Source organism: Microbacterium sp. DWRC1-3 (assembly GCF_049896645.1).
GTDB classification, from domain to species: domain Bacteria; phylum Actinomycetota; class Actinomycetes; order Actinomycetales; family Microbacteriaceae; genus Microbacterium; species Microbacterium maritypicum.
Genome location: NZ_JAFCUS010000001.1, coordinates 568043 through 593568 on the forward strand (window position 1 = coordinate 568043; position 25526 = coordinate 593568).

25 protein-coding genes and 1 tRNA gene are annotated in these 25526 nt (G+C 68.7%); 11 read left to right on the plus strand and 15 right to left on the minus strand.

Features of this window, described 5'->3' with window-relative positions:
- Nucleotides 1-92 precede the first annotated feature (92 nt).
- Nucleotides 93-941, plus strand: a complete 849-nt coding sequence (locus ACP699_RS02725) for a PAC2 family protein (protein WP_127482376.1) — start codon at nucleotides 93-95, stop codon at nucleotides 939-941.
- A gap of 7 nt (nucleotides 942-948) precedes the next feature.
- Here the strand turns inward: ACP699_RS02725 and ACP699_RS02730 are convergent, their stop codons facing one another.
- On the minus strand, nucleotides 949-1773 hold the full coding sequence (locus ACP699_RS02730) for an undecaprenyl-diphosphate phosphatase (RefSeq protein ID WP_055868284.1): 825 nt from the start codon (nucleotides 1771-1773) through the stop codon (nucleotides 949-951).
- Nucleotides 1774-1814: 41 nt separating this feature from the next.
- Complete coding sequence (locus ACP699_RS02735; protein ID WP_127482377.1) at nucleotides 1815-3110, minus strand: M20/M25/M40 family metallo-hydrolase; 1296 nt, start codon at nucleotides 3108-3110, stop codon at nucleotides 1815-1817.
- 111 nt (nucleotides 3111-3221) lie between these two features.
- On the opposite strand from ACP699_RS02735, the gene ACP699_RS02740 reads away from it, so the two are divergent.
- Both ACP699_RS02740 and ACP699_RS02745 read left to right on the plus strand, forming a co-directional pair.
- Nucleotides 3222-3304: transfer RNA gene (locus ACP699_RS02740), tRNA-Leu, on the plus strand.
- Nucleotides 3305-3443: 139 nt separating this feature from the next.
- Nucleotides 3444-4784, plus strand: a complete 1341-nt coding sequence (locus ACP699_RS02745; RefSeq protein ID WP_426168990.1) for a DUF1254 domain-containing protein — start codon at nucleotides 3444-3446, stop codon at nucleotides 4782-4784.
- Between the two features lie 15 nt (nucleotides 4785-4799).
- Here ACP699_RS02745 and ACP699_RS02750 read toward each other — a convergent pair whose 3' ends face one another.
- Entirely contained in the window at nucleotides 4800-5897 is a 1098-nt protein-coding gene (locus ACP699_RS02750; RefSeq protein WP_055872542.1) for a VIT1/CCC1 transporter family protein, read from the minus strand.
- A 151-nt stretch (nucleotides 5898-6048) separates the two neighbouring features.
- Nucleotides 6049-7791: a DEAD/DEAH box helicase gene (locus ACP699_RS02755; protein WP_055869162.1), complete on the minus strand. Its 1743-nt coding sequence runs from the start codon at nucleotides 7789-7791 to the stop codon at nucleotides 6049-6051.
- 147 nt (nucleotides 7792-7938) lie between these two features.
- Here ACP699_RS02755 and ACP699_RS02760 point away from each other — a divergent pair, with 147 nt between their 5' ends.
- Nucleotides 7939-8766: an SGNH/GDSL hydrolase family protein gene (locus ACP699_RS02760; RefSeq protein ID WP_055868293.1), complete on the plus strand. Its 828-nt coding sequence runs from the start codon at nucleotides 7939-7941 to the stop codon at nucleotides 8764-8766.
- Between the two features lie 5 nt (nucleotides 8767-8771).
- Here the strand turns inward: ACP699_RS02760 and ACP699_RS02765 are convergent, their stop codons facing one another.
- Nucleotides 8772-9572, minus strand: a complete 801-nt coding sequence (locus tag ACP699_RS02765) for a TrmH family RNA methyltransferase (RefSeq protein WP_426168996.1) — start codon at nucleotides 9570-9572, stop codon at nucleotides 8772-8774.
- Between the two features lie 113 nt (nucleotides 9573-9685).
- Between ACP699_RS02765 and ACP699_RS02770 the strand changes: the two genes are divergently transcribed.
- The gene (locus ACP699_RS02770) at nucleotides 9686-10525 is read left to right on the plus strand and encodes a Sir2 family NAD-dependent protein deacetylase (protein ID WP_055872544.1); all 840 of its coding nucleotides are present in this window, start codon (nucleotides 9686-9688) and stop codon (nucleotides 10523-10525) included.
- On the plus strand, nucleotides 10522-11109 hold the full coding sequence (locus ACP699_RS02775; RefSeq protein WP_055868302.1) for a histidine phosphatase family protein: 588 nt from the start codon (nucleotides 10522-10524) through the stop codon (nucleotides 11107-11109). The genes ACP699_RS02770 and ACP699_RS02775 overlap by 4 nt, the downstream gene beginning before the upstream one ends.
- Here ACP699_RS02775 and ACP699_RS02780 read toward each other — a convergent pair whose 3' ends face one another.
- From ACP699_RS02780 to ACP699_RS02800, 5 genes are read right to left on the minus strand one after another with little or no spacing between them, the layout of a single operon-like run.
- A complete protein-coding gene (locus ACP699_RS02780; RefSeq protein ID WP_426169001.1) occupies nucleotides 11110-11916 on the minus strand; it encodes an HpcH/HpaI aldolase/citrate lyase family protein in 807 nt (268 codons plus the stop codon).
- The gene (locus ACP699_RS02785) at nucleotides 11913-12401 is read right to left on the minus strand and encodes a MaoC family dehydratase (protein WP_218682960.1); all 489 of its coding nucleotides are present in this window, start codon (nucleotides 12399-12401) and stop codon (nucleotides 11913-11915) included. The genes ACP699_RS02780 and ACP699_RS02785 overlap by 4 nt, the downstream gene beginning before the upstream one ends.
- A 9-nt stretch (nucleotides 12402-12410) precedes the next feature.
- Complete coding sequence (locus tag ACP699_RS02790; RefSeq protein WP_017830646.1) at nucleotides 12411-13559, minus strand: acyl-CoA dehydrogenase family protein; 1149 nt, start codon at nucleotides 13557-13559, stop codon at nucleotides 12411-12413.
- Between the two features lie 2 nt (nucleotides 13560-13561).
- Nucleotides 13562-15499, minus strand: a complete 1938-nt coding sequence (locus ACP699_RS02795) for a biotin carboxylase N-terminal domain-containing protein (RefSeq protein WP_426169005.1) — start codon at nucleotides 15497-15499, stop codon at nucleotides 13562-13564.
- Nucleotides 15500-15504: 5 nt separating this feature from the next.
- Nucleotides 15505-17058, minus strand: coding sequence for a carboxyl transferase domain-containing protein (locus ACP699_RS02800; protein WP_426169008.1), 1554 nt, complete (start codon nucleotides 17056-17058; stop codon nucleotides 15505-15507).
- Between the two features lie 110 nt (nucleotides 17059-17168).
- On the opposite strand from ACP699_RS02800, the gene ACP699_RS02805 reads away from it, so the two are divergent.
- Nucleotides 17169-17774, plus strand: a complete 606-nt coding sequence (locus tag ACP699_RS02805; RefSeq protein ID WP_055868317.1) for a TetR/AcrR family transcriptional regulator — start codon at nucleotides 17169-17171, stop codon at nucleotides 17772-17774.
- On the opposite strand, the gene ACP699_RS02810 is transcribed toward ACP699_RS02805, so the two are convergent.
- Genes ACP699_RS02810 through pdhA form a run of 3 tightly spaced genes read right to left on the minus strand, consistent with a single transcriptional unit; the run spans nucleotide 17767 to nucleotide 21253 of the window.
- Nucleotides 17767-19128: a dihydrolipoamide acetyltransferase family protein gene (locus ACP699_RS02810; RefSeq protein ID WP_426169013.1), complete on the minus strand. Its 1362-nt coding sequence runs from the start codon at nucleotides 19126-19128 to the stop codon at nucleotides 17767-17769. The two genes, ACP699_RS02805 and ACP699_RS02810, sit on opposite strands and share 8 nt — an antisense overlap.
- A complete protein-coding gene (locus ACP699_RS02815) occupies nucleotides 19125-20135 on the minus strand; it encodes an alpha-ketoacid dehydrogenase subunit beta (protein ID WP_017830651.1) in 1011 nt (336 codons plus the stop codon). The genes ACP699_RS02810 and ACP699_RS02815 overlap by 4 nt, the downstream gene beginning before the upstream one ends.
- The gene (gene pdhA, locus ACP699_RS02820) at nucleotides 20132-21253 is read right to left on the minus strand and encodes a pyruvate dehydrogenase (acetyl-transferring) E1 component subunit alpha (protein WP_426169017.1); all 1122 of its coding nucleotides are present in this window, start codon (nucleotides 21251-21253) and stop codon (nucleotides 20132-20134) included. The genes ACP699_RS02815 and pdhA overlap by 4 nt, the downstream gene beginning before the upstream one ends.
- Before the next feature lie 171 nt (nucleotides 21254-21424).
- Between pdhA and ACP699_RS02825 the strand changes: the two genes are divergently transcribed.
- Nucleotides 21425-21898, plus strand: coding sequence for an Lrp/AsnC family transcriptional regulator (locus ACP699_RS02825; RefSeq protein ID WP_017830653.1), 474 nt, complete (start codon nucleotides 21425-21427; stop codon nucleotides 21896-21898).
- On the opposite strand, the gene ACP699_RS02830 is transcribed toward ACP699_RS02825, so the two are convergent.
- On the minus strand, nucleotides 21870-22769 hold the full coding sequence (locus ACP699_RS02830; protein WP_219869087.1) for an alpha/beta fold hydrolase: 900 nt from the start codon (nucleotides 22767-22769) through the stop codon (nucleotides 21870-21872). The two genes, ACP699_RS02825 and ACP699_RS02830, sit on opposite strands and share 29 nt — an antisense overlap.
- 66 nt (nucleotides 22770-22835) lie before the next feature.
- Between ACP699_RS02830 and ACP699_RS02835 the strand changes: the two genes are divergently transcribed.
- The 3 genes from ACP699_RS02835 (at nucleotide 22836) to ACP699_RS02845 (ending at nucleotide 25095) form a co-directional block, all read left to right on the plus strand.
- The gene (locus tag ACP699_RS02835; RefSeq protein WP_151486343.1) at nucleotides 22836-23576 is read left to right on the plus strand and encodes a 3'-5' exonuclease; all 741 of its coding nucleotides are present in this window, start codon (nucleotides 22836-22838) and stop codon (nucleotides 23574-23576) included.
- 112 nt (nucleotides 23577-23688) lie between these two features.
- Nucleotides 23689-24603: a helix-turn-helix transcriptional regulator gene (locus tag ACP699_RS02840; protein WP_426169023.1), complete on the plus strand. Its 915-nt coding sequence runs from the start codon at nucleotides 23689-23691 to the stop codon at nucleotides 24601-24603.
- Nucleotides 24604-24777: 174 nt separating this feature from the next.
- Complete coding sequence (locus tag ACP699_RS02845) at nucleotides 24778-25095, plus strand: hypothetical protein (RefSeq protein ID WP_055868346.1); 318 nt, start codon at nucleotides 24778-24780, stop codon at nucleotides 25093-25095.
- Nucleotides 25096-25139: 44 nt separating this feature from the next.
- On the opposite strand, the gene ACP699_RS02850 is transcribed toward ACP699_RS02845, so the two are convergent.
- Nucleotides 25140-25400 carry a DUF6458 family protein gene (locus tag ACP699_RS02850; RefSeq protein WP_141386039.1) on the minus strand — a complete coding sequence of 87 codons (261 nt, stop codon included), beginning with the start codon at nucleotides 25398-25400 and terminating at the stop codon, nucleotides 25140-25142.
- Between the last annotated feature and the right edge of the window lie 126 nt (nucleotides 25401-25526).

Genomic DNA, 25526 nt, shown 5'->3' on the forward strand with positions numbered 1-25526 from the left:
ACTGAACCCATGGTAGCCGTGGTGCCGCCCGCATCCCGCCTTCGCGGACTAGCCTGGAAGGATCACGACCGCGATCTCGAAGGGAGCCCTCGATGGATGTTCTCGGTCCGCGCATCGTCATCGCCGCCTTCGACGGCTGGAACGATGCGGGTGAAGCGGCCAGCAGCGCCATCGAGGCGCTGCGCTCATCGTCGGAGTACGACCTCGTGCACTCCGTCGACCCTGAGCTGTACTTCGACTACCAGTACACGCGTCCCTCGACGCGGATGGATGCCGAGGGTCGCCGCCAGCTGACGTGGCCGGAGGCCGGACTGTGGCGTCCGCGCGATCCTGCGCCCGGGCCCGAGTTCTGGTTGCTCACGGGCGCCGAACCTGCGCGCACCTGGCAGGCCTTCGCCTCCGAGTTCATCGACATCGCTCTCCGCGACGACATCACCGGTCTCGTGACTCTCGGGGCGATGCTGGCCGATGTCCCGCACACCCGACCGATATCGATCTTCGCCTCGAGCCAGAACGAGCAGGTGCGCGAGGCGCACGGCCTCGAGCGCTCGCTGTACGAGGGTCCGGTCGGCATCCTCACCGTCTTCGAGCACTTCGCCGAGAACGCGGGCATCCCCACAGCGAGTCTGTGGGCGAGCGTGCCCCACTACGTCGCCTCGGCGACCCCTTCGCCGAAGGTGACGCTGGCGCTGCTGGACCGCCTCGAGGAGCTCACCGGTGTGGACGTCGATCGCCAGACGCTGCGCACCGAGGCCGCGACCTGGGAAGCCTCGATCGACGCCGCAGCCTCCGAGGACGAGGACATGGCGGAGTACATCCGTCAGCTCGAGCGCACCCGCGACACGTGGGACTCCCCCGAGGCATCAGGCGACGCGATCGCCCAGGCGTTCGAGCGCTACCTGCGCCGCCGCGACGACGGCCCTGGCGACCGCAAACGCTGAGCCCGGCTCAGGCCGCGATCACACCGGTGCCGAGCAGGACCAGCAGGACGGTGCCGAGCAGGATGCGGTAGATCACGAAGGGCAGGAAGCTGCGCTTCGAGATCCAGTTCATGAAGAACGCGATCACCCCGAGCGCCACGACGAATGCGATCCCGGTCGCGGCGAGCGTGTCGCCGAAGGAGAAGAACGACGGCTCGCCCCAGCTCTTGAAGACCTGGTAGAAGCCGCTGCCGAACACCGCGGGGATCGCGAGCAGGAACGCATAGCGCGCCGCAGCGGCACGCTCGTAGCCGAGGAAGAGCCCCATCGTGATGGTGCCGCCCGAGCGGGAGACACCCGGGATCAGCGCCAGCGCCTGCGCGAAACCGAAAGCGATGCCGTGCGGGTAGGTGAGGTCGTCGAGCTTGCGGCGCTTCGCCCCCACGTAATCGGCGACGCCGAGCAGGATTCCGAAGACGATCAGCATCACCGCGACGATCCACATCGACCGCAGCACGGTCTCGATCTGGTCCTGGAACAGCAGCCCCAGGACCACGATCGGGATGCTGCCGATGATGATCAGCCAGCCCATCCTGGCATCCGGATCGTTGCGCGGAGCCTTGCCGACCAGCGACCGGAACCACTGCGTCACGATGCGCACGATGTCGCGCCAGAAGAACACGACCACCGCGGCCTCGGTGCCGATCTGGGTGATCGCGGTGAACGCCGCACCCGGGTCTTCACCCGACGGCAGGAACGTGCCGAGGATGCGCAGGTGAGCGCTGGAGGAGATCGGAAGGAACTCGGTGAGTCCCTGGACCACACCGAGGATCAGTGCTTCGAGCAGGTGCATGGAGAGCTTTCAGTTCGGAGGAGGCACGGAGCGCGCGACGCTCAGTACGTGCGCAGCAGATCGGTCAGCACCCGCTGGCCGAAGACAAGCGAGTCTACGGGTACTCGCTCATCGACTCCGTGGAACATGCCTGTGAAGTCGAGGTCGGCGGGGAGCTTCAACGGGGCGAAGCCGTAGCCGGTGATGCCCAGGTATGCCAGCGCCTTGTTGTCGGTGCCGGCCCCGAGAAGATACGGGATGACCGGCACGCCGGGATCGTGTCGACCGATGCTGGCGACCATCGCCTCGACGAGCTCGCCTTCGAACGGCGTCTCCATGCCGATGTCCCGGACGACCGTCTCGATGATGATCTCGTCGCCGACGATCTGCTGGAGCTCGGCCAGGACGTCGTCCTCGGTCCCGGGGATCACCCGCACGTCGATGAGCGCTTCTGCGCGCTCGGGGATCACGTTGTGCTTGTAGCCCGCGGTCAGCGCGGTCGGGTTCGTCGTCGTGCGGAAAGAGGACCGCAGGAAGGCCTCGGCAGGGCCAGCGGCCGAGGCGAGGGCATCGGGATCATCGACGCTGCGTCCGCTCAGGGCGCTCAGTCCTTCGAGCAGGGCTCTCGTGGTCGACGTCAGCCGGATCGGCCAGCGCGTGCGGCCGATCGCCGCGACGGCCTCTGCGAGCTTCGTGACCGCGTTGTCGTCGTGCAGACGGCTCCCGTGACCCGCGCGCCCCTTCGCCACCAGCCGGATCCAGATCAGGGCCTTCTCCCCCACCTGCAACAGGTAGGCGCGTCGGTCGTCGACCGTGATCGAGTAGCCGCCGACCTCGCTGATGGCCGCCGTCGCCCCCTCGAACCACTCCGGGCGATTCTGCACGACCAGTGCCGAGCCTTCGACGCCGCCGTTCTCCTCGTCGGCGAAGAAGGCCAGCACCAGATCCCGCTCCGGTCGTTCGCCCGCGCGAAGGATCTCCGCCACCGACGTCAGGATCATGGCATTCATGTTCTTCATGTCCACGGCGCCGCGTCCCCACAGCATCCCGTCTTGCACGAGGCCGGCGAAGGGGTCGACGCTCCAGTCTTCGGCCATGGCCGGCACGACGTCGAGGTGGCCGTGCACGACGAGCGCGGGCTTGTCCCTGTCGCGTCCTGGCACGCGTGCCATCACGTTCGTGCGCCGCGGGATCGGCTCGTAGTACTCGACTTCGAGCCCCAGCTCCTCCAGGTACGCCCCGACGTACTGCGCGGCCTCGCGCTCGCCCTTCGCGTTTCCTCCGCCGAAGTTGGACGTGTCGAATCGGATCAGGTCGCTCGCGATGCGGACGACCTCCGGAAGGGACGGATCAGTCATGGCTCCAGGCTATCGAAACCGTGCGCCACGCCCGGGCGTGCGCCTCGGTTCGAGAGGCCGCGGAGGACGTGGTAATGTCATTCTTCGGTCGGCAACGATCATCCAACACCTGCGCGGGTGGCGGAATGGTAGACGCGCTACGTTGAGGTCGTAGTGCCCGTAAGGGCGTGGGGGTTCAAGTCCCCCTCCGCGCACAGGAAGGCGAAGGCCCCGGATCCAAGGATCCGGGGCCTTCGTCGTCTCCCGTCGATGGCGCGACGCACCCGCGGGGGCTCATCCGGGAGGGATGATCTCCTCCCCTGCGTGCGGGCGGCTCTGGATAGCCTGATCGCCATGACCGCCCTCGAAGCCGATCGTCAGACGATCATTCAGGCCTACCTCTACGGGTTCCCCCTCGTGTTCAACCTCGATCAGGTGACGCGTTACACGACGACGGGAGTCGGCTCCAACCCTGCCGCCCCGTTCAATGCCTTAAGTCACGCCCGAACGCTCGCCGGCCCCGCGGACACATTCGTGACGATCAACAACGACACGCTCTACTCGATGGCCCAAGTGGACCTCAGCGTCGGCCCGGTCGAGCTGCGGGTCCCGGACACCGCGGGCCGCTACTACGTCCTCCAGTTCGTCGACGCGTGGACGAACAACTTCGCGTACGTCGGACACCGTGCCACGGGGACACGCGCGGGGACGTTCCTGCTGGTCCCGCCCTCGTGGGACGGCGACACCGGCGACGCGGTCGTCATCCGGTTCCCGACGACTGTCGCCTCGATCGTGGGCCGGTGGGCTGTGAGCGGCGACGACGAACTCCCCGCCGTGCATGCGCTCCAGGACGCGACGACGCTCACGCCGCGAAACCCGGACGCCGTGCCCGCGGGGCTCGCCCTCCCGGATCCCGGCGTCCCGGAGAGCGCGCTCTTCCTCGAGAAGCTCCGCGTCTGGTCGCAGCAGTTCCCGCCCGCACCCCGGGATCGACCCTTGCAGGCCTCGCTGGCCTCGACAGGCATCGCCGTCGTAGGCGACTCCCCGTACGCATCGATCGCGCTCTCGGACGCCGCGCGTCTGGTCGGCGATCTGGAAGCTGCTCAGCAGTCGCTCCACTCGTTCCTGACGCACGGCTCCACGCCCGAGGTGAACGGGTGGAAGCTCACCTTCCACGCCTTCGACTACAACCTCGACTACTTCGAGATCGGGGCCCTTGACGACGACCGTTTCAAGATCGTCGACTCCGAAGTGCGCATCCCCGAACGCGCGGCCGCAGCGCTCGGCGGCCTCTGGGGGAACCACGCCTACGAGGCGGCGTACATCGTGAGCTATGTGGATGATCATGGGGACCAGCTGACCGGCGAGCGGACGTACACGCTGCGCCTGGATCCCGAGCCGCCCGTATCCGCCTACTGGTCGTTGACGATGTACTCGGTTCCCGACTTCTACCTCGTCGAGAACCCGATCGAGCGGTATTCGATCGGTGACCGGACTCCTGGTCTCGTGCGCGACGAGGACGGCGCCCTCACGATCACCATCAGCCATGAGCGCCCCGCCGACGAGAGGGCGGCGGCGAACTGGCTTCCCTCACCAGCCGGAGACTTCCGACCGGTGATGCGGATGTACGAGCCCGCCCCCGCCGCGCTCGAGGGGCACTACACGGTGCCGGCGATCACACGATCGGCGGGGTGAGTGCGCGCGCTCCGATCACGCCGCACTGACGCCGAACACGAGGCCGAGAACGTAGGTGATGGCAGCCGCGCCGAAACCGATGGCGAGCTGACGGAGGGCGCGTCGGAGGGGCGGGCCGCCCGAGAGGACACCGACCATGGCGCCGGTGCTCAGCAGGGCGATGCCGACGAGCACGAGGGCGACGATCACGGCGGTGGTGCCCTGGAGCCCGAAGATCCACGGCAGGACCGGGATGATCGCCCCGGAGGCGAACAGGAGGAAGCTGGAGATCGCTGCGGTCCAGTCGCTGCCGACGATCTCGTGGTCGTTGCCGCCCTGGGTGTTGACCGGTCCGGTGGCGGCCCGGCGCACTCCGGCCTGCGCAGCGGTCACGATGCGTCGGGCACGGGAGAGGGACTCCTCCGGCTCCATGCCGCGTGCCCGGTAGACGAGCGCGAGCTCGTTCTCGTCGATGTCGAGATCCCCGGCGGCCGCGTGGGCGTCCTCGTTCGCCTCGGTCGCCGCGAGCAGCTCACGCTGGGAGCGCACCGAGACGAACTCTCCCGCCCCCATCGACAGAGCCCCGGCCAAGAGTCCCGCGATCCCGCTGAAGAGCACGAACCCGGAACTCACCCCCGTCGCACCGATGCCCAGAACGAGCGCGAGGTTGCTCACGAGACCGTCGTTCGCTCCGAAGACCGCCGCGCGGAAGGAACCGGAGAGACGCCTGCGGCCTCGCGCTGCGAGTCCACGGACCACCTCGTAATGGACCTTCTCGTCGGCGCGCATCGCGGGCGTGGCGTACTGCTCCGAGTCGTAGGGCGATCGGGCTTCGGCGCTCTGCGCCAGCGCGAGCACGAAGATCGACCCGAAGCGGCCGGCCATCCAGCCGAGCAGACGCGAGCGGACACCGGCACGAGGGAGTCGTTTCGGCTCCGCACCGAGGAGATCGAGCCAGTGCTGCTCATGGCGGCGTTCCGCGTCGGCGAGACGGAGCAGGATGTCACGCTCCTCGCCCTCTCTGCGCGCGGCGAGCTTCTGATACACGGCGCCTTCCGCGCGCTCCTCGACCAGGTATCGCGCCCAGCGCCGGCGATCGGCGGGCGTCGGGTCGGCTGCAGCAGGGGCTGTCATGAGTCCTCCAGGTGTAACGGTGCCCGGTGCGCGGGCAACCGTTCAACGCTAGCCGCGGACCCCCGCGCACACCTCGCTCAGACGCGGATTGACAGCATTTCGGGGATCCGAAGCAGCGCTCGCATCGCGCGGGTGGGGGCCCGTGCGGACGTCAGGAACGCACGCGCTTGCGGAGAACTTCGATGCGCGACTGCAACTGGGTCACCGTCGCCTGCGCAACCGCCGGTCCTCCGCAGATGCGCCGCAGCTCGGCGTGCACCGCGCCGTGGGGCTCGCCCTTCTGCCGCGCGTAGAGTCCCACCAGGCTGTTCAGAAGTTGCCGCTGCTCCTTGAGCGTGCGGTGCAGAGGCGCGGGCAGCGTCGTCGTCTCCGCCGGGTCTGCAGAGGCCTCGCGGGCCTCGCGCAGTCGGGACTGACGGGACTGACGCTGCATGAGGAGCTCATGCACGTGTTCCGGTTCGAGAAGACCGGGGAACCCGATGAACTCCTCTTCTTCCGGGGTGCCCGGTTCTGCCAGCTGCCCGAACTCCTGGCCCTCGAACACGATCCGATCGAAGTGGGCGACCGATGACAGCGCCTGATAGCTGAACTCCTGCGTCAGCGCATCGGAGGTCTCCTCCTCGCGGTTCGCGCTCTCGAGCAGCGAGTCCTCGAGGCCGTCGTCTTCCTTCGACTGCCGGTCGAGGGCGTGGTCGCGCTGCTTGTCCATCTCGTTCGCGAGCCCCATGAGGACGGGGACCTGCGGAAGGAAGACGCTGGCGGCCTCGCCGCGACGACGGGCGCGCACGAAGCGGCCGATGGCCTGCGCGAAGAACAGCGGAGTCGACGACGACGTCGCGTACACGCCCACGGCGAGGCGCGGGACGTCGACGCCCTCGGACACCATGCGCACGGCCACCATCCACCGGGCGTCGTTGGCACTGAACTTCTCGATCCGCTCCGAAGCGGTCGCGTCGTCGGAGAGCACGATCGTCGGCTGCTGACCCGTGATGCTGTGCAGGATCTTCGCGTAGGCGCGCGCCACGGTCTGATCGGTCGCCAGCACGAGCCCGCCGGCATCGGGAACGTGATGGCGGATCTCGGTGAGGCGGCGATCGGCGGCCGAGAGCACGGCGGGCATCCAGTCGCCCTCGGGGTCGAGCGCCGTTCGCCAGGCCTGCGACGTCACGTCCTTCGTGTTGTCCTGGCCGAGGTGCGTCTCGAGCTCGTCACCTGTGGTGGTGCGCCAGCGCATCTTGCCGGCGTACATGTGGAACAGCACGGGGCGCACGACACCGTCGGCCAGCGCCCGGCCGTAGCCGTAGTTGTAGTCGGTGCGCGAGATGCGGGCGCCGGACTCGTCGGGGTGGTACTCGACGAACGGGATCGGCGCGGTGTCGCTGCGGAACGGCGTTCCGGAGAGGAGGAGGCGCCTCTTGGCAGGTCCGTAGGCGTCGCGGATCGCGTCGCCCCAGCTGAGCGCGTCACCGCCGTGGTGCACCTCGTCGAGGATCACCAGCGTCTGGGCGTCTTCGGTGAGATGGCGGTGCACCGAGGACTTCGCCGCGACCTGCGCGTAGGTCACGACCGCGCCGTGATAGTGCCGTGCCGGTGCCCAGTCGCTGTTGCGGAAGCGGGGGTCGAGGCGGATGTGCACGCGCGCGGCGGCATCGGCCCACTGCGTCTTGAGATGCTCGGTCGGCGCCACGACGATGATGCGGTTGACCTCGCCCATGCGCATGAGCTCGACCGCGAGGGTGAGCGCGAAGGTGGTCTTCCCAGCGCCGGGCGTGGCCGCCACGAGGAAGTCGCGCTGATCCGCGGCGAAGTACTGTTCGAGGGCCTCCTGCTGCCAGGCGCGCAGCTTGTTCGCGGTTCCCCATGGGGCACGCTGAGGAAAGGACGGAGAGAGCATCGAGTCCACGATAATCGCTGCCGCGGACACTGGATCACTCGCGGCAGTTCCCGCGCGTGCCCTCCCCGGGATGGGCACGTGCGGGTAGGCTCTGTCACTGCGTCGCGGTCACCGCCGCGTCGCACGACGTTCGTGAAGGAGCGCTGGATGACCGACCAGGATTCGACTCGGACCCCCTATGTCCCCAACGAGACCGCGCACCCGTGGCGCCGTTTCGTCGCGATCGGCGATTCGTTCACCGAGGGCATCGGCGACCCTGACCCCGCACATCCGGGCAGCCACCGCGGGTGGGCCGACCGCGTCGCCGAAGTGCTCGCGGCGCAGGTGGACGACTTCGCCTACGCGAACCTCGCGGTCCGCGGCAAGCTGATCGCCCAGATCGTCGCCGACCAGATCGAGCCGGCGATCGCACTGCACCCCGACCTGGTGTCGATCTGTGCGGGTGGCAACGACGTGATCCGCCCCGGCACCGACCCCGATGCCATCGCGAGTCAGCTCGAAGACGCCGTCGTGCGCCTGTCGTCCACGGGCGCGGCCATCCTGCTCTTCACGGGCATCGACACCGGGTTCACTCCCGTCTTCCGAGCCTTCCGCGGCAAGGTCGCCATCTACAACGAGAACGTCCGTGCGATCGCCGAGCGCCACGACTGCATCGTCGCCGACCAATGGGCGCTCAAGGTCGTGCAGGACATGCGGTTCTTCGACGACGACCGCCTGCACTACAACGCCCTCGGCCACCACGAGGTGGCCCGTATGGCGCTGCGCGCGCTGAACGTGCCGAACGACCTCGAGGCCATGCAGCCCGAGCCGTTCCCGTTGCGCACGTGGCGCGAGGCCCGGTCGGAAGACCTCGGCTGGGCGCGCGAGCACCTCGTGCCCTGGGTGCTTCGGCGGCTGCGGCACCAGTCGTCGGGCGACAACCTCGCGGCGAAGCGCCCCGACCCCTCGCCGGTGTTCCTCCCCGAGCGGGACTGAGCGCGTCAGGCCTTCATCGACCAGAGCGCGACCGCAGCCGCTGATGCCACGTTCAGCGAGTCCACTCCCCCGCTCATCGGGATGGTGACGACGGTGTCCGCGCCGTCCATGGCCTCCCGCGAGAGACCGTCGCCCTCCGAGCCCATGACCAGGGCGACGCGGGACGGGCGTTCGGCGGCGTAGGCGTCGAGGGTGACGGCGTCATCGCGCAGCGCCAGGGCGGCGATGTCGAAACCTGCGGCGTGAAGATCCGCGATGGCGGATTCCCAGTCCGTGATCCGTGTCCACGGCACCTGGAACACGGTGCCCATGCTCACGCGGACGCTGCGACGATAGAGCGGGTCGGCGCCACCCGGCGACACGAGCACGGCATCGGCCCCGAGTCCGGCGGCGGCGCGGAAGGCGGCCCCGACGTTGGTGTGATCGCCGATGTTCTCCAGGATCAGCACGAGGGACGCCCCCTCGATCACGTCGTGCACGGCCGGCAACTCGGGTCGATGCATAGAAGCGATCGTCCCGCGGTGCACGGCGAAGCCGGTCACCGCCTCGGCGATCTCGTCCGGCACGACGTACACGGGCACATCGAGATCGCCGACGATCGCCCGGATGTCGTCGATCCGGCGTTCCTGCACCAGGAGGGAGCGTGGACGGTGGCCCGCGGCGACGGCGCGCGCGATCACCTTCGTCGACTCCGCGATGTACAGCCCGCCGGACGGCTCGGAAAGAGTGCGCAGGGCGGTATCCGTGAGTGCACGGTAGTCATCGAGGCGTCGGTCACAGGCGTCGGTCACAGGCAGCATTTCCACGGGCTCCACTCTGCCACCGCCCGGGGGTCGTCCCGCACCGACATCTCCGAGAGCCCCCCGTCGGTCGGGTCCGCCGCACGCCCGGGCACCGTAGACTCGCTCGAGGAGGTCCTGTGAGCGTGTCGAATCCCGCCGAGCTGTCGGCCACCATCGCCCACGCCGCCGAGCTGCTGCGTGAGAAGCGCATCGCACTCCTCACCGGCGCCGGCATCTCCACCGACTCCGGCATCCCCGCCTATCGCGGCGAAGGAGCACGGACCCGCAGCGATCCGATGACGATCCAGACCTATCTGGGCGACGAGGCTGCGAGGCGCCGGTACTGGGTGGGCGGGCACCTCGGCTGGCGCGCCTTCGCCAGGGCGGAGCCGAATGCCGGGCACACCGCCCTCGCGCAGCTCGAAGCAGCGGGCACCGTGTCCGGCGTCATCACCCAGAACGTCGACGGACTGCATCTGCGAGCCGGGAGCACGCACGTCATCGAGGTGCACGGGACGATGCGCCGCGTGCTGTGCCTGCAATGCGGACAGGTCTTCGACCGTCGCGACATCGCCGTGCAGATCGAGGAGCTCAATCCCTGGATCACCGTGCCCGAGAACATCGCGCTCGCCCCGGACGGCGACGTCCTCCCTGAGAGCACGGACGGGTTCATCGTCCCCGTGTGCACCGTCTGCGCCGGCATGCTCAAGCCGGATGTGGTGTTCTTCGGCGAGTACGTGCCACAGGACCGCTTCCGTGCGGCGGAGTCGCTGCTGCGCTCCAGCACCGCCTTGATCGTGGCCGGATCCTCGCTGGTCGTGAACTCCGGTGTGCGCCTGGTCGAGCGTGCCCGCCGTCGCAACATCCCCCTGATCATCGTCAACCGTGAGCCGACGCGCGCGGATGCCTGGGCGCATGTCACCATCGCCGCCGGCACCAGCGACGTGCTCCCCGCCCTCCAGGAACTCCTCTCGTGACCCACCTCACTCTCGTCCGCCACGGTCAGACCGACTGGAACCTCGCCAAGCGCATCCAGGGCTCCACAGACATCCCCCTGAATGAGACCGGGCGTGAGGATGCCCGGTGGGCGGCGGAGAAGCTCGCCGCGACGACGCATCACGCGGTGTACACCAGCCCGCTGCTGCGGGCGAAGGAGACCGCCGAGATCATCGCCGATCGCCTGGGGTTGGAGATCGCCGGAATCGTCCCCGACATCCGCGAGCGGGAGTTCGGCGACGGCGAAGGCATGCTCGTGCCCGACTACATCAGAACCTACGGCGACTGGCACGCCGAGGTCCCGGGCGCGGAATCCCTGCACGAGGTCGGAGAACGGGCCATCGCGGCCTTGCACGCGATCGCGCGCGAGGCCCGACGGCGATCGACGCCCCGCGCGGAGTCGGTGATCGTCGTCGCGCACGGTGGGGTGATCCGCGCCGTGATCGACCACGTCTCCGGTGGCACGCTCCCCCGCGACGGCGAGGTCCTCCAGAACGGCTCCGTGCACCGCTTCGTCGCGGCGCCAGGCTATCTGCGTCTGCTCGAAGAGTCGCCCGTCCTCTGATCAGAGCGCGCGGGAGGTGACCGCGCGTGCGTGGCGGAGCACCGGCTCGTCGATCATGCGTCCCTGGAATCGGAAGACTCCGCGCTCGGTCTCGGCGGCGGCGAGCACCGCATGGGCCCAGGTGATGGTCGCCTCGTCGGGACGATAGGCCGCCCGGATCGCCGCCACCTGGTTCGGATGGATGCAGGCCGTCGCCGTGAAGCCGGACGCGGCGGCGTCGATAGCCTCGTGTCGGAGCCCGTCTGCATCCTCGAGGTCGATGTGCACCGCGTCGATCGCGGCCTTGCCGTGCGCCCCGGATTCGAGGAGAACGCGAGCGCGGGCGTAGCGGGCGATGTCGCGATAGCCGCCGTCCGCGTGCCGTGACGAGGTCCCTCCGAGTGAGGCCACGAGATCCTCGGCGCCCCACATCATGGCCGAGACCCGCGGGTGTGCGGCGATGCGGTCGGCCGCGTGGATACCGCGCGCCGTCTCACAGAGGGCGATCAGCGAGTATCGCTCATCGAAAGCCGCCAGGCTCTCCATGTCTTCCGTCTTCGCCACCATCACCGTGCGGAAGTCGGTCTGCGCCAGAGCCGCGAGGTCGGCTGCGAAGGCACCGCTGTCTGGTGCGTTCACGCGGACGATCACACGGTTCGGGTCGAGGTCGGCCGCGATCACATTGCGCCGCGCGGCATCCTTCGCATCCGGAAGCACCGCATCCTCGAGATCGAGGATGATCGCATCGGCCCGCTCGGATGCCTTCTGGAAGCGCTCAGGACGGTCGGCAGGGCAGAACAGCAGCGCCGGACCCAGATCGAACGTCATGAGGTGGTCCCTTCCGGAAGGCAGTGCACGAGCACCGATCGTACGGCGGTGGCGACGACGGTGCCGTCCTGGTTCCGCCCGGTGTGCGCGATGGTCACGATGCCCTGCCCTGGGCGCGACGAGGAGAGGCGCTTCTGTGTGACCACGCTCTCGGTGTAGAGCGTGTCGCCGGCGAACAGCGGATGAGGGAACGCCACGTCGCCGAATCCGAGCTGCGCCACCAGAGTCCCCTGGGTCAGCTGCGCCACGGAGGAACCCACCATGGTCGACAGCGTCCACATCGAGTTCATCAGGCGCGCGCGGAACGGGTCCTGGGCATCGGCGAAGGCCGCATCCAGGTGCAGGGCCTGCGTGTTCATGGTGAGCGTGGTGAAGAGCACGTTGTCGGCCTCGGTCGCCGTGCGCCCCGGCCGATGCAGGTAGCGGGCGTCGACCTCGAACTCCTCGTAGTACAGACCCCTCTGGAGGATGTCGTGCGTGGTCATACCGCCACGCTACCCGGCGAGTCCGAGTCCACGAGCGATGACGAGCAGTTGCACTTCGGTGGTGCCCTCGCCGATCTCGAGGATCTTCGAATCGCGGTAGTGACGCCCCACCGGGAACTCGTTCATGAAGCCGTTCCCGCCGAAGATCTGCGTCGCGTCCCTGGCGTTGTCCATCGCGGCCTCCCCGCCGACCAGCTTCGCGATGGCCGCGGCCTCGGCGAACGGCTTCCCCGCATCGCGGAGTCGCGCAGCGTGGTGCCAGGCGAGACGGGCGGTGTGCACCCGAGCACGCATGCGGGCCAGGGTGAACTGGGCGTTCTGGCGGGTGCTGAGCGCGGCACCGAAGATCGTGCGGCTCTTCGCATACTCGACCGCCGCCTCCAGGCAGCCCTCCGCCGCGCCCGTCGAGAGAGCAGCGATCGCGATGCGTCCTTCGTCGAGGATGCTGAGGAAGCTGCGGAAGCCGCTCCCTCGCTCGCCCAGGAGGTTGCCGGCAGGCACGCGAGCGCCGTCGAACGTCAGCGGATGGGTGTCCGAGGCGTTCCAGCCGACCTTGTCGTACGGTGCCTCGACGGTGAACCCCGGCGTGCCGTTGGGGACGATGATCGTCGAGATCTCCTTGCGCCCGTTCTCGTTCCCCGTCACCGCGGTGACCGTGACGAAGCGCGTGATCGGTGTTCCCGAGTTGGTGATGAACTGCTTGGAGCCGTCGATCACCCATTCGTCGCCGTCGAGGCGCGCCGTGGTCCTGGTCGCCCCCGCATCGCTTCCCGCCTCCGGTTCGGTGAGCCCGAAACCGGCCAGCGCCCGCCCCGCGAGCAGATCAGGGAGCAGCTCCCGGCGCTGCTCCTCGGTACCGAAGCGATAGATCGGCATCGCGCCGAGACTCACCCCCGCTTCGAGCGTGATCGCGATGGACTGGTCCACACGACCCAGCGCCTCGATCGCGATGCCGAGAGCCATGTAGTCACCGCCCTGTCCTCCGTACTCCTCCGGGAACGGCAGACCGAACAGGCCGAGATCGCCCATCTGCGCCACGACGTCCATGGACAGGGTGTGCGTGCGGTCGGCCTCGTAGGCCTGCGGTGCAACGACCGTGTCGGCGAACTCCCGCACCATGGCGGCGAGCTCGCGCTCCTCTGCGGACAGGTCTTCCATGTTCAACTCTCCTCCGTCGTCACGCGGGCGACCGGTTGGTCACGCCGCACCTGGTCACCCACGGCGACCAGCAGATGCACCACACCGTCGTGGGGCGCGAGCACGGGATGCTCCATCTTCATCGCCTCGATCGAGACAAGCGCGTCGCCCGCGGAGACCGAATCCCCGTCCGCGACGTGCACAGCCACGACGCTTCCGGGCATGGGGGCGCGACCCTCCGGCTCCGTCGCCGCGGATCCCGCTTCGCGCGCGGACAGCCGTCGCTTCATCCGCTGCTTCCTGTCGAGGGGGCGGAGGCGAACCGTGCGACCGTCCTCGGCCACCCACACAGCGCCGTCCGCGTCCACTGCGGCGTGGACAGCGCTTCGCGATCTCGTAGCCGATCCTTCGTCGAGCGCGACCTCTTCGTCGTCATCCGTGAGGGCGACGAACAGAGGCGGTGCCGCATCCCCGGCCCCCAGGCGCCAGCCGGGAAGGTCCCGCCACAGGGCGGTGGTCCGCATCGGCGCGGCGGTTCCCGCGACCGCGTCCTTCGCCGCCGCGAGCTGTGCCGGCGACGGCCTCAGCGTGCCGAGCGGAAGCAGGGTCTCGATGAGCCCGGTGTCGAGGTCGCCCTCGATGACGCGCGGGTCCTGGCAGAGCGTGCGGAGGAAGGCGATGTTGGTCTCGACGCCCAGAACGACCGTGCGGGCGAGCGCCTCGTCCAGTCGCGCGAGCGCGGTGGCGCGGTCGTCGGCGAAAGCGATCACCTTCGCGATCATCGGGTCGTAGAACCCGGTCACCTCGCTCCCGGTCTCGATCGCCGCATCCACGCGAACGCCCGACGGCGGATCGAACAGCAGCACCGCCCCGGTGGAGGGAAGGAACCCGCGTTCCGGCGACTCCGCGTACACACGTGCCTCGACCGCGTGGCCGCGCAGACGCGGAGTGACCTCCAGCGCCAGCCCCGCGGCCGCGCGGAGCTGGAGAGCGACTAGATCGAGGCCGGTGACCTCTTCGGTCACGGGATGCTCCACCTGGAGGCGGGTGTTCATCTCGATGAAGAACACCTCGTCTGGCGCATCGGCATCGATGAGGAACTCGACGGTGCCCGCGCCGACGTACTCGACGCTCTCTGCGGCGAGGACGGCTGCCGAGAGCAGTCGCTCACGGGTGGGGGCGGGGATGCCCGCCGACGGCGCCTCCTCGATGACCTTCTGATGCCGTCTCTGCAGGGTGCACTCGCGCTCGCCGAGTGCGATGACCGTGCCGTGCGCGTCTCCGAAGACCTGCACCTCGATATGCCTCGGGCGTCGGATGAGGCGTTCGAGGATGAGCGCGTCGTCGCCGAACGCTGCCGATGCCACTCGGCGCGCGGAGGCGAGAGCTCCCCGCAAGCCCGCGGCGTCCGCAACGACCTCCATGCCCTTACCGCCCCCGCCGGCGCTGGGCTTGACGAGCAGCGGGTAGCCCACGCCGTCCGCCTCCTCGGCGATCTCGAGGTCGGACAGGCCTTTCGCATCGAAGCCGGGGACGACCGGAACGCCGTAGCGCTGCACGTGCTCGCGAGCGCGGGCCTTGTCGCCCATGATCTGCAGGGCGTCGATGGAGGGACCGATGAAGACGATGCCGCTCTCGGCACAGGCCTCGGCCAGCCCGACGCTCTCGGACAGGAACCCGTACCCGGGGTGGATGGCCTGCGCACCGGTGCTGCGGGCAGCCGCGATCACGGCATCGATGTCGAGATACGACTCGGCCGCGGGCGCGGGGCCGATCCGCACGGCCTCGTCCGCTTCACGCACGTGGGGGGCCGAGGCGTCGGCGTCGCTGTAGACGGCGACGCTGCGGATGCCGAGCGCCCGGAGGGTGCGGATCACGCGGCGGGCGATCTCCCCGCGATTGGCGACGAGAACCGTGTGGAAGGTGCCGGTGTTCGAAGGAGACGGTGCAGACAGGGACATGGCACTCACATCCGGAAGACGCCGAAGCGCGGTTCGGGCAGCGGACTGCGGGAAACGACATCGAGGGCCAGGCCCAGGAGGTCACGGGTCTGTTCGGGATCGACGATGCCGTCGTCCCAGAGTCGTGCCGTGGCGTAATAGGGCTCACCCTGGTGCTCGTACTGCTCACGGATCGGAGCCTCGAACTCCGCGCGGTCCTCGCTCGTCCAGGAGTCGCCCCGGGCGGAGAGTTGATCCTCCTTCACGGTCGCGAGCACGGACGCTGCCTGCGCGCCACCCATCACGGAGATGCGGCTCGCGGGCCAGGTCCACAGGAACCGGGGCGAATAGGCCCGACCGCACATCGAGTAGTTTCCGGCCCCGAACGATCCACCGATGATCACGGTGAGCTTCGGCACCCGGGTGCTGGCCACGGCGGTGACCATCTTCGCACCGTCCTTCGCGATGCCGCCGGCCTCGGCATCGGAGCCGACCATGAACCCCGTGATGTTCTGCAGGAACAGCAGCGGAATACCCCGCTGGTCGCAGAGTTCGATGAAATGCGCTCCCTTGAGCGCCGATTCGCTGAACAGCACGCCGTTGTTCGCGACGATGCCGACGGGGTGCCCGTGCAGGCGGGCGAATCCGGTGACCAGGGTCGTGCCGTACTCGGGCTTGAACTCGAGGAAGGTGTCGCCGTCGACCAGACGGGCGACGACCTCGTGCACGTCGTATGCGGCGTTCACGTCGACGGGGACGGCGTCGTACAGGCTCGTCGACTCGGACGGTGGGCGGCTGTTCAGCACCTCCCAGGCGGGCGCCGCGGGAGGAGGAAGCGTCGCGACGATGTCGCGGAGGATCTCGAGCGCGTGCTCATCGTCTTCGGCGAGATGGTCGACTACACCGCTGCGCCGTGCGTGCAGCTCTCCCCCGCCCAGCTCTTCGGCGGTCACGATCTCCCCGATCGCGGCCTTCACGAGAGGGGGTCCGCCGAGGAAGATCGTCCCCTGACCGCGGACGATGACGGTCTCGTCGCTCATGGCGGGAACATAGGCGCCACCCGCGGTGCACGACCCGAGCACCGCGGCGAGCTGAGGGATTCCCTCTGCCGACATGCGCGCCTGGTTGAAGAAGATCCGGCCGAAGTGCTCACGGTCGGGGAAGACCTCGTCCTGCTTCGGGAGGAACGCTCCTCCCGAGTCGACCAGGTAGAGGCAGGGCAGCCGATTCTCGAGGGCGATCTCCTGTGCGCGCAGGTGCTTCTTGACCGTGAGCGGGTAGTACGTGCCCCCCTTCACCGTCGCGTCGTTGCAGACCACCATCACGTGTCGACCGTGGACGAGGCCGATACCGGCGATCACGCCGGCTCCCGGCGCCTCTCCCCCATACAGTCCGTCGGCGGCGAGCGGGGCGACCTCGAGGAACGGACTGCCCTCATCGAGCACACGGGCGACGCGGTCGCGAGGGAGCATCTTCCCGCGGGCGATGTGCCGTTCGCGGGAAGCTTCAGGTCCGCCGTGCGCCGCGGTCGCGAGGCGCGCTCGCAGCTCGTTCGCCAGTGATTCCTGGGTTGCGGGCATCGTGATGTCCTCCTCGACCCACGTCCGCGCGGGCGGACCCTGGCGCGGTGCATGCACTTTCGGTTAGTGTTCACTAACCCGTTGATTCAGGTTAGCGAGGATTAACTGAGATGACAAGCCCGGTCACAGCCCGAGACCGCGCCAAGGCCGAACGCTCCGATGCGATCCTGCACGCCGCCGCGCGCCTCTTCGCCGCGCGCGGATACAGCGGGGTGAGTCTCGAAGACATCGGCGCAGCGGTCGGCGTCTCCGGGCCGGCCGTGTACCGCCACTTCGCAGGAAAACAGGCTCTGCTGGGCGCCGTGCTCGTCAAGGTCAGTCAGGACCTGATCTCGGGCGGTCGTCGCGTCGCCGCGGAGTCGCCGACTGCCGATCAGCGGATGCGCGCGCTGATCGGCTTCCACGTCGAGTTCGCCCTGGGCAACGCCGAGGTCATCCAGGTGCAGGACAGGGATGTCGCGTTCCTCTCCGAGGCCGATCGCGCCGAGGTCCGACGCCTCCAGCGTGCGTACATCGAGTTGTGGATGGCCGCGCTGTCGCCGCTGCAGGCGCCCGAGGGCGGCGCCGATCAGGACGAGCTGCGTCTGCGCGTGCAGGCCTGCTTCGGGCTCATCAACTCGACGCCGCACAGCACGCGCACTGCCGCCAGGCGGCACTCCGCCACCGCGACCGTGCTGATCGCGATGGCGGATGCGGCGTTGCGCGCGACTACCTGAAGAGCATCGCCCGTCCGGGCTCTTCGAGGATGTCGGCGACGTCCTTGAGGAATCGTGCTCCTTCGGCTCCGTCGACGAGGCGGTGGTCGAAGGAGAGGCTGAGCGTCATCATCTGCCGCAGCGCGATCTCGCCGTGGTGCTCCCAGGGCTGGCGACGCACCGCGCCGACGGCGAGGATCCCCGACTGGCCCGGCGGGAGGATGGGAGTTCCGGCGTCGACGCCGAAGACGCCGATGTTGGAGATCGAGAACGTGCCGCCGGCGAGTTCGGCGGGCGAGGTCTTCCCCGAACGCGCGACCTCGGCGAGCGACCGCACCGCGTCCGCCATGCCGAGCAGCGTCAGCCGCTCCGCATCCCGGATCATCGGGACGATCAGTCCGCGATCCGTCGCCGCGGCGATCCCCAGATCCACGTAGTTGTGCTGGACGATCTCGCCCGCAGCCTCGTCCCACCGAGAGTTGAGTCCCGGGGTCCGGCCCAGAGCCAGGCACACCGCCTTCGCGACCACTGTGAGCGGGCCGATCCGGTGTGCGCTGAGCGCGCGATCGTCGCGAAGACTCGACAATAGATCCATCGTGGCGGTCACATCGACCGTGTGGAAGACGGTGACATGCGGGGCGGTGAATGCGCTCTGCACCATCGCGGCCGCCGTGTGCTTGCGCACGCCGCGGATCGGGATGCGCGTCTCACGCTCCGCGTCTCCGAGCACCGCCGGAGTCGAGGGCGCCGTCGCGGGGATGCCCGACGTCTCGTCCACCGTCGCACCAGCGCGGCCCACTCGCTCCGCATAGGCATCCACGTCGCTCCGGGTGATGACCCGGTCCCCCACCTCTGCCGCGACCAGCACCAGGTCGATGCCGAGGCGCTTGGCGTGCGCACGCACCGGCGGAGTTGAGCGCGGGCGCTCGATCACCACGTCGACGGCCGCCGACGGGGTGGCATCGTGCGGCGCCGCCTCGAGGACAGCCGTGTCCACCGGGACCGGCGTGCCAGCGATCCGGCGGGCGCGCCGTGCGGGACGACCTGCACTCGTGGGGGCGGCGCCGTAGCCGACGAGGTTCGGCTGGGCCTTCTCGGCGGGGTCGGATGCCGATGCCGATGCATCGGGCTCCTCTCCCACCACGTCGAAAGCGATGAGAGGGGCACCGACGGCGATGGTCTGGCCGGCCTCGGCGTGCAGCGTCGACACCGTGCCTTCGTAGGGAGAGGGCAGCTCCACGACCGCCTTGGCCGTCTCGACCTCGGCGAGCGTCTGGTTGAGGGCGACAGTGTCACCGGGCGCGACGAGCCAGGTCACCACCTCGGCCTCGGTCAGGCCTTCTCCGAGATCCGGAAGACGGAACTCCGCGATCATGCCTCTGCTCCCGTCAGACTGTTCGGTCGGTCCAGTACGCGATCCACGGCGTCCAGAAGCCGATCGAGGTCAGGCAGATGGTACTTCTCGAGCTTCGCGGGCGGGTATGGGATGTCATGGCCGGTGACCCGCAGCGGCGCGGACTCGAGGTACTCGAAGCAGCGCTCGGTGATGCTCGCGATCACTTCGGCGGCGACTCCCGCCTCGCGGGAGGCCTCGTGCGCCACGACCACCCGACCGGTCTTGCGCACGGACGCGGCGACCGAGTCGTAGTCGACGGGTGAGAGCGAACGCAGGTCGATGACCTCGAGGGAGATCCCCTCGTCGTCGGCGGCCTCCGCCGCCTGCAGCGCCGTGGAGACCATCGCCCCGTAGGTGATCAGTGTCGCATCCGTTCCGGTGCGCACGACGCGCGCGAGTCCCATCGGCGGCGCATCCGCGAGCGGCGCCTCGAGGTCGACCTCGCCTTTGTGGTGGTACAGACGCTTCGGCTCGAAGAAGATCACCGGATCGTCCGAGGCGATCGCCTGGCGGAGACTGCGGTACGCGTCCTCCGGGTTCGACACCGCGATCACGCGCAGTCCTGCCGTGTGCACGAAGTAGGCCTCCGGAGATTCGGAGTGGTGCTCGGCTGCGCCGATGCCTCCCGCCCACGGGATCCGGATGGTGATGGGCATCTTCACGCGGCCCTGCGTGCGGTAGTGCAGCTTCGCGACCTGGGCGACGATCTGGTCGAACGCGGGGTACACGAAGCCGTCGAACTGGATCTCCACCACCGGGCGGTAGCCGCGGAACGCCAGACCGACAGCAGTTCCGACGATCCCGGACTCCGCCAGCGGTGTGTCGATCACCCGCGCCGCGCCGAACTCGTCGAGGAGCCCGTCGGTGATGCGAAACACACCGCCGAGCTTTCCGATGTCCTCACCGAGGAGCACGACCTTGTCGTCGTCGCGCATCGCTTGACGCAGGCCCGCGCCGAGTGCTTTTCCGAGAGTGAGTTCGGTCATGCCGATGCCTCGCTCTCGAACGATGCGAGATACGCGGCGTACTCGCCGCGCTGACGCTCGAGTCCGGTGTGCGGCTCGGCGTAGACGCCGTCGAAGACCGCGAGGGGCGGGCGCGTCACCATGCCGAGGCATGCGGCGCGCATCTCCTTCGCCACGACGTCGGCTGCCGCCTGGGTCTCCGCCTGGTGCTCATCCGTGAGTGCTCCGGTGGCGCGCAGGTGCGCTTCCAGTCGCGCGATCGGGTCGCGCCGGCGCCAGGAGTCGAGTTCGGCCTCGTCGCGGTACCGCGTCGGATCGTCCGCCGTCGTGTGCGGACCCATCCGATAAGTGACCGCTTCGATGTAGGCGGGGCCCTTGCCGGACCGTGCGTGCTCGAGCGCCCAGCGCATCGCCGCCATGCAGGCGAGGATGTCGTTGCCGTCGACGCGGACACTGGGGATGCCGAAGCCGGGTGCACGTCCGGCGATCGGATACTGCGACTGCACGGCGACAGGCTCGGAGATCGCCCAGTGGTTGTTCTGACAGACGAAGACGACGGGCGCCTGGTAGGACGCGGCGAAGATCATCGCCTCGTTGACGTCGCCCTGACTCGTCGCGCCGTCTCCGAAGTAGGTCACGGCGACCTCGTCGGCGCCGTCGTGCTGGATGCCCAGGGCGTAGCCGACGGCGTGCAGGGTCTGCGCGCCGATGATGATCTGCAAAGGAGCGACCCCGAGGGCGGCGGGGTCGTACGCGGCGCCTTCCTCTCCGCGCCACATGCGCACATAGTCGCCGGGCTGGGCGCCGCGCGCGTAGATGACTCCGGTCTCGCGGTAGCTGGGGAACACGAAGTCCTGCGCAGCGATGGCCCTCGCCGTGCCGATCTGCGTCGCCTCCTGGCCCTGGCAGGGAGCCCAGAGACCGAGCTGTCCCTGACGCTGGAGGGCGACGCCTTCTGCGTCGATCCGCCGGAGGATGACCATGTCACGCAGCAGGGAGCGCAGCTGCTCGGCATCGACGTCCGCGACGAAGGGGTCCAGCCGAGGGTTCGCGATGCGACTTCCATCCGGGTTGAGGATGCGCTCCGAGAGCTCCAGATCCTGGGCGGTGTCTGCGATGGGGGTGATCTGCGGTGACATCGTCGTCCTCCTCGTCCTCGGCGGCCCTCGTGAGGCTCCGCGCACTGATGCCAGCGTCATCACGGGCATGGTCTGAGAGTACGTCTGGTCAACACCTCGCTCAAGCATTGTGAAACGGCTTGAGCATGTTGCTCAATTTGAGGGGATGAGGTGCTGCTAGGGTTTGGCACTATGCCAGGACTGGACCGCATCGATCTCGAGCTTCTCGCCGCCCTCGCCGACGACCCCAGGACCACCATCGTCGCGCTGGCGGAGAACTTGGGGCTCTCGCGCAACACGATTCAGGCGCGAATGGCGCGCTTGGAGCAGAGCGGGATCTTCCTGTCGTACGAGCGGTCGTTCTCGACCGATGTGCTCGGATTCCCGTTGCAGGCATTCGTCAGCATTGGCGTGCGACAGACCGAGCTCCCCCGCATCATCAACGAACTCGCCCGGATTCCGGAGGTCGTGCAGGCGCATGGCCTCAGCGGATCGATCGATCTGCTCGCACGCGTGGCCTGCCGGGATGCGCGCCACCTCTTCGACACCGACGCGCGGATCCTGTCGATCGAAGGCGTGGAACGCACCGAGACCTCACTCGCGATGGGCGAGGTGATCCCGTTCCGGGTCGCCGGACTCATCGGCCTCGCGCGACGGGAATCCTGAGGAAGCGCCGGATGGCCCCCGCCGCTTCGGCCGGGGTCTCGTAGTGGATCAGATGCCCCACGTGCGCGATCTCGACCAGTGAGGCGTCGGGGAAGATCTTCGCCAGCTTCCGCTCCGCCTCGATCGGCGTGATGTCATCGCGCTCGGCCGCGACCAGCAACGTCGGGACCTCGATCTCGGGTGCGAACTCGCGGACGTCGTGGGAGACGCTCGCGACGAAGGCGTCGCGGAGCACGTCGCGGTCGGAGAACCGCGAGAAGTAGGTGTCGTGCTGGTCGTGGATGAACCGACGGAGTTCGGGGTCCTTCGTCTTGGCCATCGTGATGCTCATGACGCGGACGATGACCCGGTTGCGCAGCAGCGCGGTTCCGAAGGCCTCGGGGAGCCGGGCGCCGAGCGCGTAGTACAGCACCGCGAGACGGGTCATGAGTCCCTTCGGCCCTTCCAACGCCGGCGCCCCGATGGGGTTCAGCAGGATCAGACGAGGGGTCTGCAGTCCCCGCGCGACAGCCGCCGCCGTGACGATCGAGCCGAACGAGTGACCGAGGATCACGGCGCCCGGTGCGACCTCCGCGGCGAAGTCGGTGAGCCATCCGGCGTACTCGTCGAGATCGTGTCGGCGGCCGGGAAGAGGCGCCGACTCGCCGAATCCGGGAAGGTCGGGGGCGACCACGCGAACTTCGGGGAGGTAGGCGAGAACCGGTTCGAGGCCGTGGTGCTCGCCACGGAAGCCGTGCACCGCGATGACCGTGGTCTCGGCGTCTTCAGGGCCGTACACCCAATATGCCGTGGTGGCACCGCGCACCTCGACCTCGTGGCGCTGCACGGGAAGGCGACGAAGACGGTCCGCGTAGGGAGATGGCACGGTCATGGTCCGAGTCTACGAGCCGCCGTGCGCCTTCTCCTGAATGTCCGCGGCCGGCCGTAGCGTGAGGGCATGCCCTCCGGATCTCCGCTCCCCGCGTGGCTCACGCGCGTCGGTGTGTTCGACCTGGAGACGACGGGCGTCGACGTCGAGTCGGATCGCGTGGTCACCGCCTATGTCGGCGTGCTCGATGCGGGGGGACGCCAGGTCGCGGCTCGCTCATGGCTCGCAGACCCCGGAGTCCCGATTCCCGAAGGAGCGACCGCTGTGCACGGCATCACCACCATGCACGCACGATCGCAGGGAAGGCCGGCGCACGAGGTCGTCGCCGAAGTCACCGCCGCGTTGCGATCGTTGTTCGATCAGGGGGTGCCGGTCGTCGCCTACAACGCGTCGTACGACTTCTCCCTGCTCGCCTGTGAAGCGATCCGTCACGGAGTCGAGCCCCTGACAGACCCGGCCCCCGTGATCGATCCGCTCGTGATCGACAAGGCCTTCGACCGCTACCGTCGTGGCCGGCGCACGCTCGAAGTGGTGGCGGCGCACTATGCCGTGCCGCTGGAGAGCGCCCATGAAGCGTCTGCCGACGCCATCGCCGCCGGACGTGTCGCGCAGGCGCTCGCGCGTCAGTTCAGTCTCCCCGAATCTCCCGCGCAACTCCACACGCATCAGATCGGGTGGGCCCGATCGCAGGCGGCGAGCCTCACCGAGTACTTCGTGAGCATCGGCCGGCTCGACCCCGATGACGCGCTCGACGGTAGCTGGCCCGTTCGATCCCCTTCCCCTCACACGGATTCCCCTCTCTCAGATTGACCGATTCCTCGAGCGCATCAGTGCTCTACCGCCGGGGCTCAGGTGCGGTGGGATACGCTCCGGGTGGTGCGCTTTCGAGTCGGATCTGGGCGCGAAGCACAAGGAGTAACCCATGCAGTTCACATCCGGCGATCTGGAGCGGGTGGAGTCCACGTGGCAGCAATTCGTCCCCTCCTCGTCGCTGCAGAAGGCGGACCCGCGGAGGTTCCGATTCGACTGGCGATCCGAGGAGCTCGAGACCGCGTCCCTGATCGACTATCGCCTCGCCGCGCAGGTGCATTCGCGAGCCGAGCCGCTGGAGCAGCTCCTGGTGTGCCGTGTGGAGGCTCCTGACGCGCGCGTCTGGTCCGGGCGGGAGTCGCTGGATGCGCAATCCGTGTGGATGTCGGATGGCACCGAGGTCGAGGCGAGATGGGACCGCTCCGCTCGCGTTCGAGCCGTCGTGTTCGATCATCAGGCGGCAGAGAATCGAGCGCGGCAGATCACCGGCGACGATCGCCGAGAGCTGCGCACCACCGGGCTCGTGCCGCACTCCGCAGCCGACGCCCAGCGCTGGGAGCGCATGTTCGCGTACCTCGACCAGTCCTTGGCGGCGGGAGACACGGAACCGCTGCTGATCGCCGAGCTCGAGCGTCATGCCTTGACGGTGACCCTCTCGGCGTTCCCGACGACGTTCACGCACTCGCTGCAGCGTCCGGCACAGCGCGCCGGCGCGCCTGCGTCCGTGCGTCGAGCACTCGCCTACATCGATGCGAACGCCCATCTCGCCATCACGATCGACGATGTCGCGGCCGCGTCCTACATCTCTACACGGGGTCTGCAGTACGCATTCCGGCGCGCTCTCGACATCACGCCTGCTGATGCCCTGCGACAGGCGCGCCTTGACGGTGCCCATCGGGATCTCCGCGACGGAGACGGCCGCTCCGTGGGTGAGATCGCTCGGCGATGGGGCTTCAGCAACTCTTCCCGGTTCACCGTGGCCTACCGCGAGGCCTATGGGGCTGCGCCTTCACTGCCGTCTGCGTGACAGGGAACGAAGACTCTGTTCGCATCGGACGGCGCGTCGGACCCTGCGCCGGTCGCCGCGGGACATTGTTGGCTAGAGTTCGAATATCCCGGACCGCCTTCTCGGTCCTCCGAGCACGCCGTCGAGGAGAACCATGGTCTGTGCCCCGCACATCGTCGAATCGTCCCCCTGCTGATGGGCAGCCTCTACTACGGCGACGCGAAGACCCCGATCCAGATCGACGATCGCGCGCTTGCGCACCTGAAGGTCGTCATCGCCACCAAGCTCCGCCGCAATGAGAGCTTCACGCTCTCGTGGCGACACCCTGAAGGCGATGCGCCCGGTCGCTCGACGTTGTGGCTGCACCCCTCGATCCCGCTGCGGTTCGTGTTCCAGGACGCGGAGACGCCGGACCTGAGCCGAAGATGGATCGAGGAACTCGCGCACTCCGCGAGCTCCAGCGGTGGCATCACCCTCGTCGAGGAACACCTCGAGAGCGTCCACGCCGACTGACGGCGCCCGACACCCTCCGGGGTCGACGCCGCCAGCCGACCGGTTCACACCGCGTCGTCGCCGGTGGAGCTCACGGAGCGACGAGTCGTCGGTGCTCCCGTCGCGGGGTCGACGACGGTGCGCGAGACCGTCTCCGTCCGACGACGACGCGCCAGCAGGACGATGCCGAGCAGGAATATGACCACTCCTGCGCCCATCAGGATGTAGCCGACCATGTCGAGGTCGACCCAGGCGACGTCGACATTGATCGCGAAGACGAGGATCGCCCCGATCACGAAGAGCGCGATTCCGCTGCCGATGCTCATGGTGCCTCCCGTTCTGCGGCGCGGTGCCGCACCTTCGAACAATGGCGCGGTGTCCAGCCGGGCGGGAGGGGCTTGACAGCCGACGAACCGCGCGTTCCGGTGGTTTCCGGCAAGCTCCTACCACCG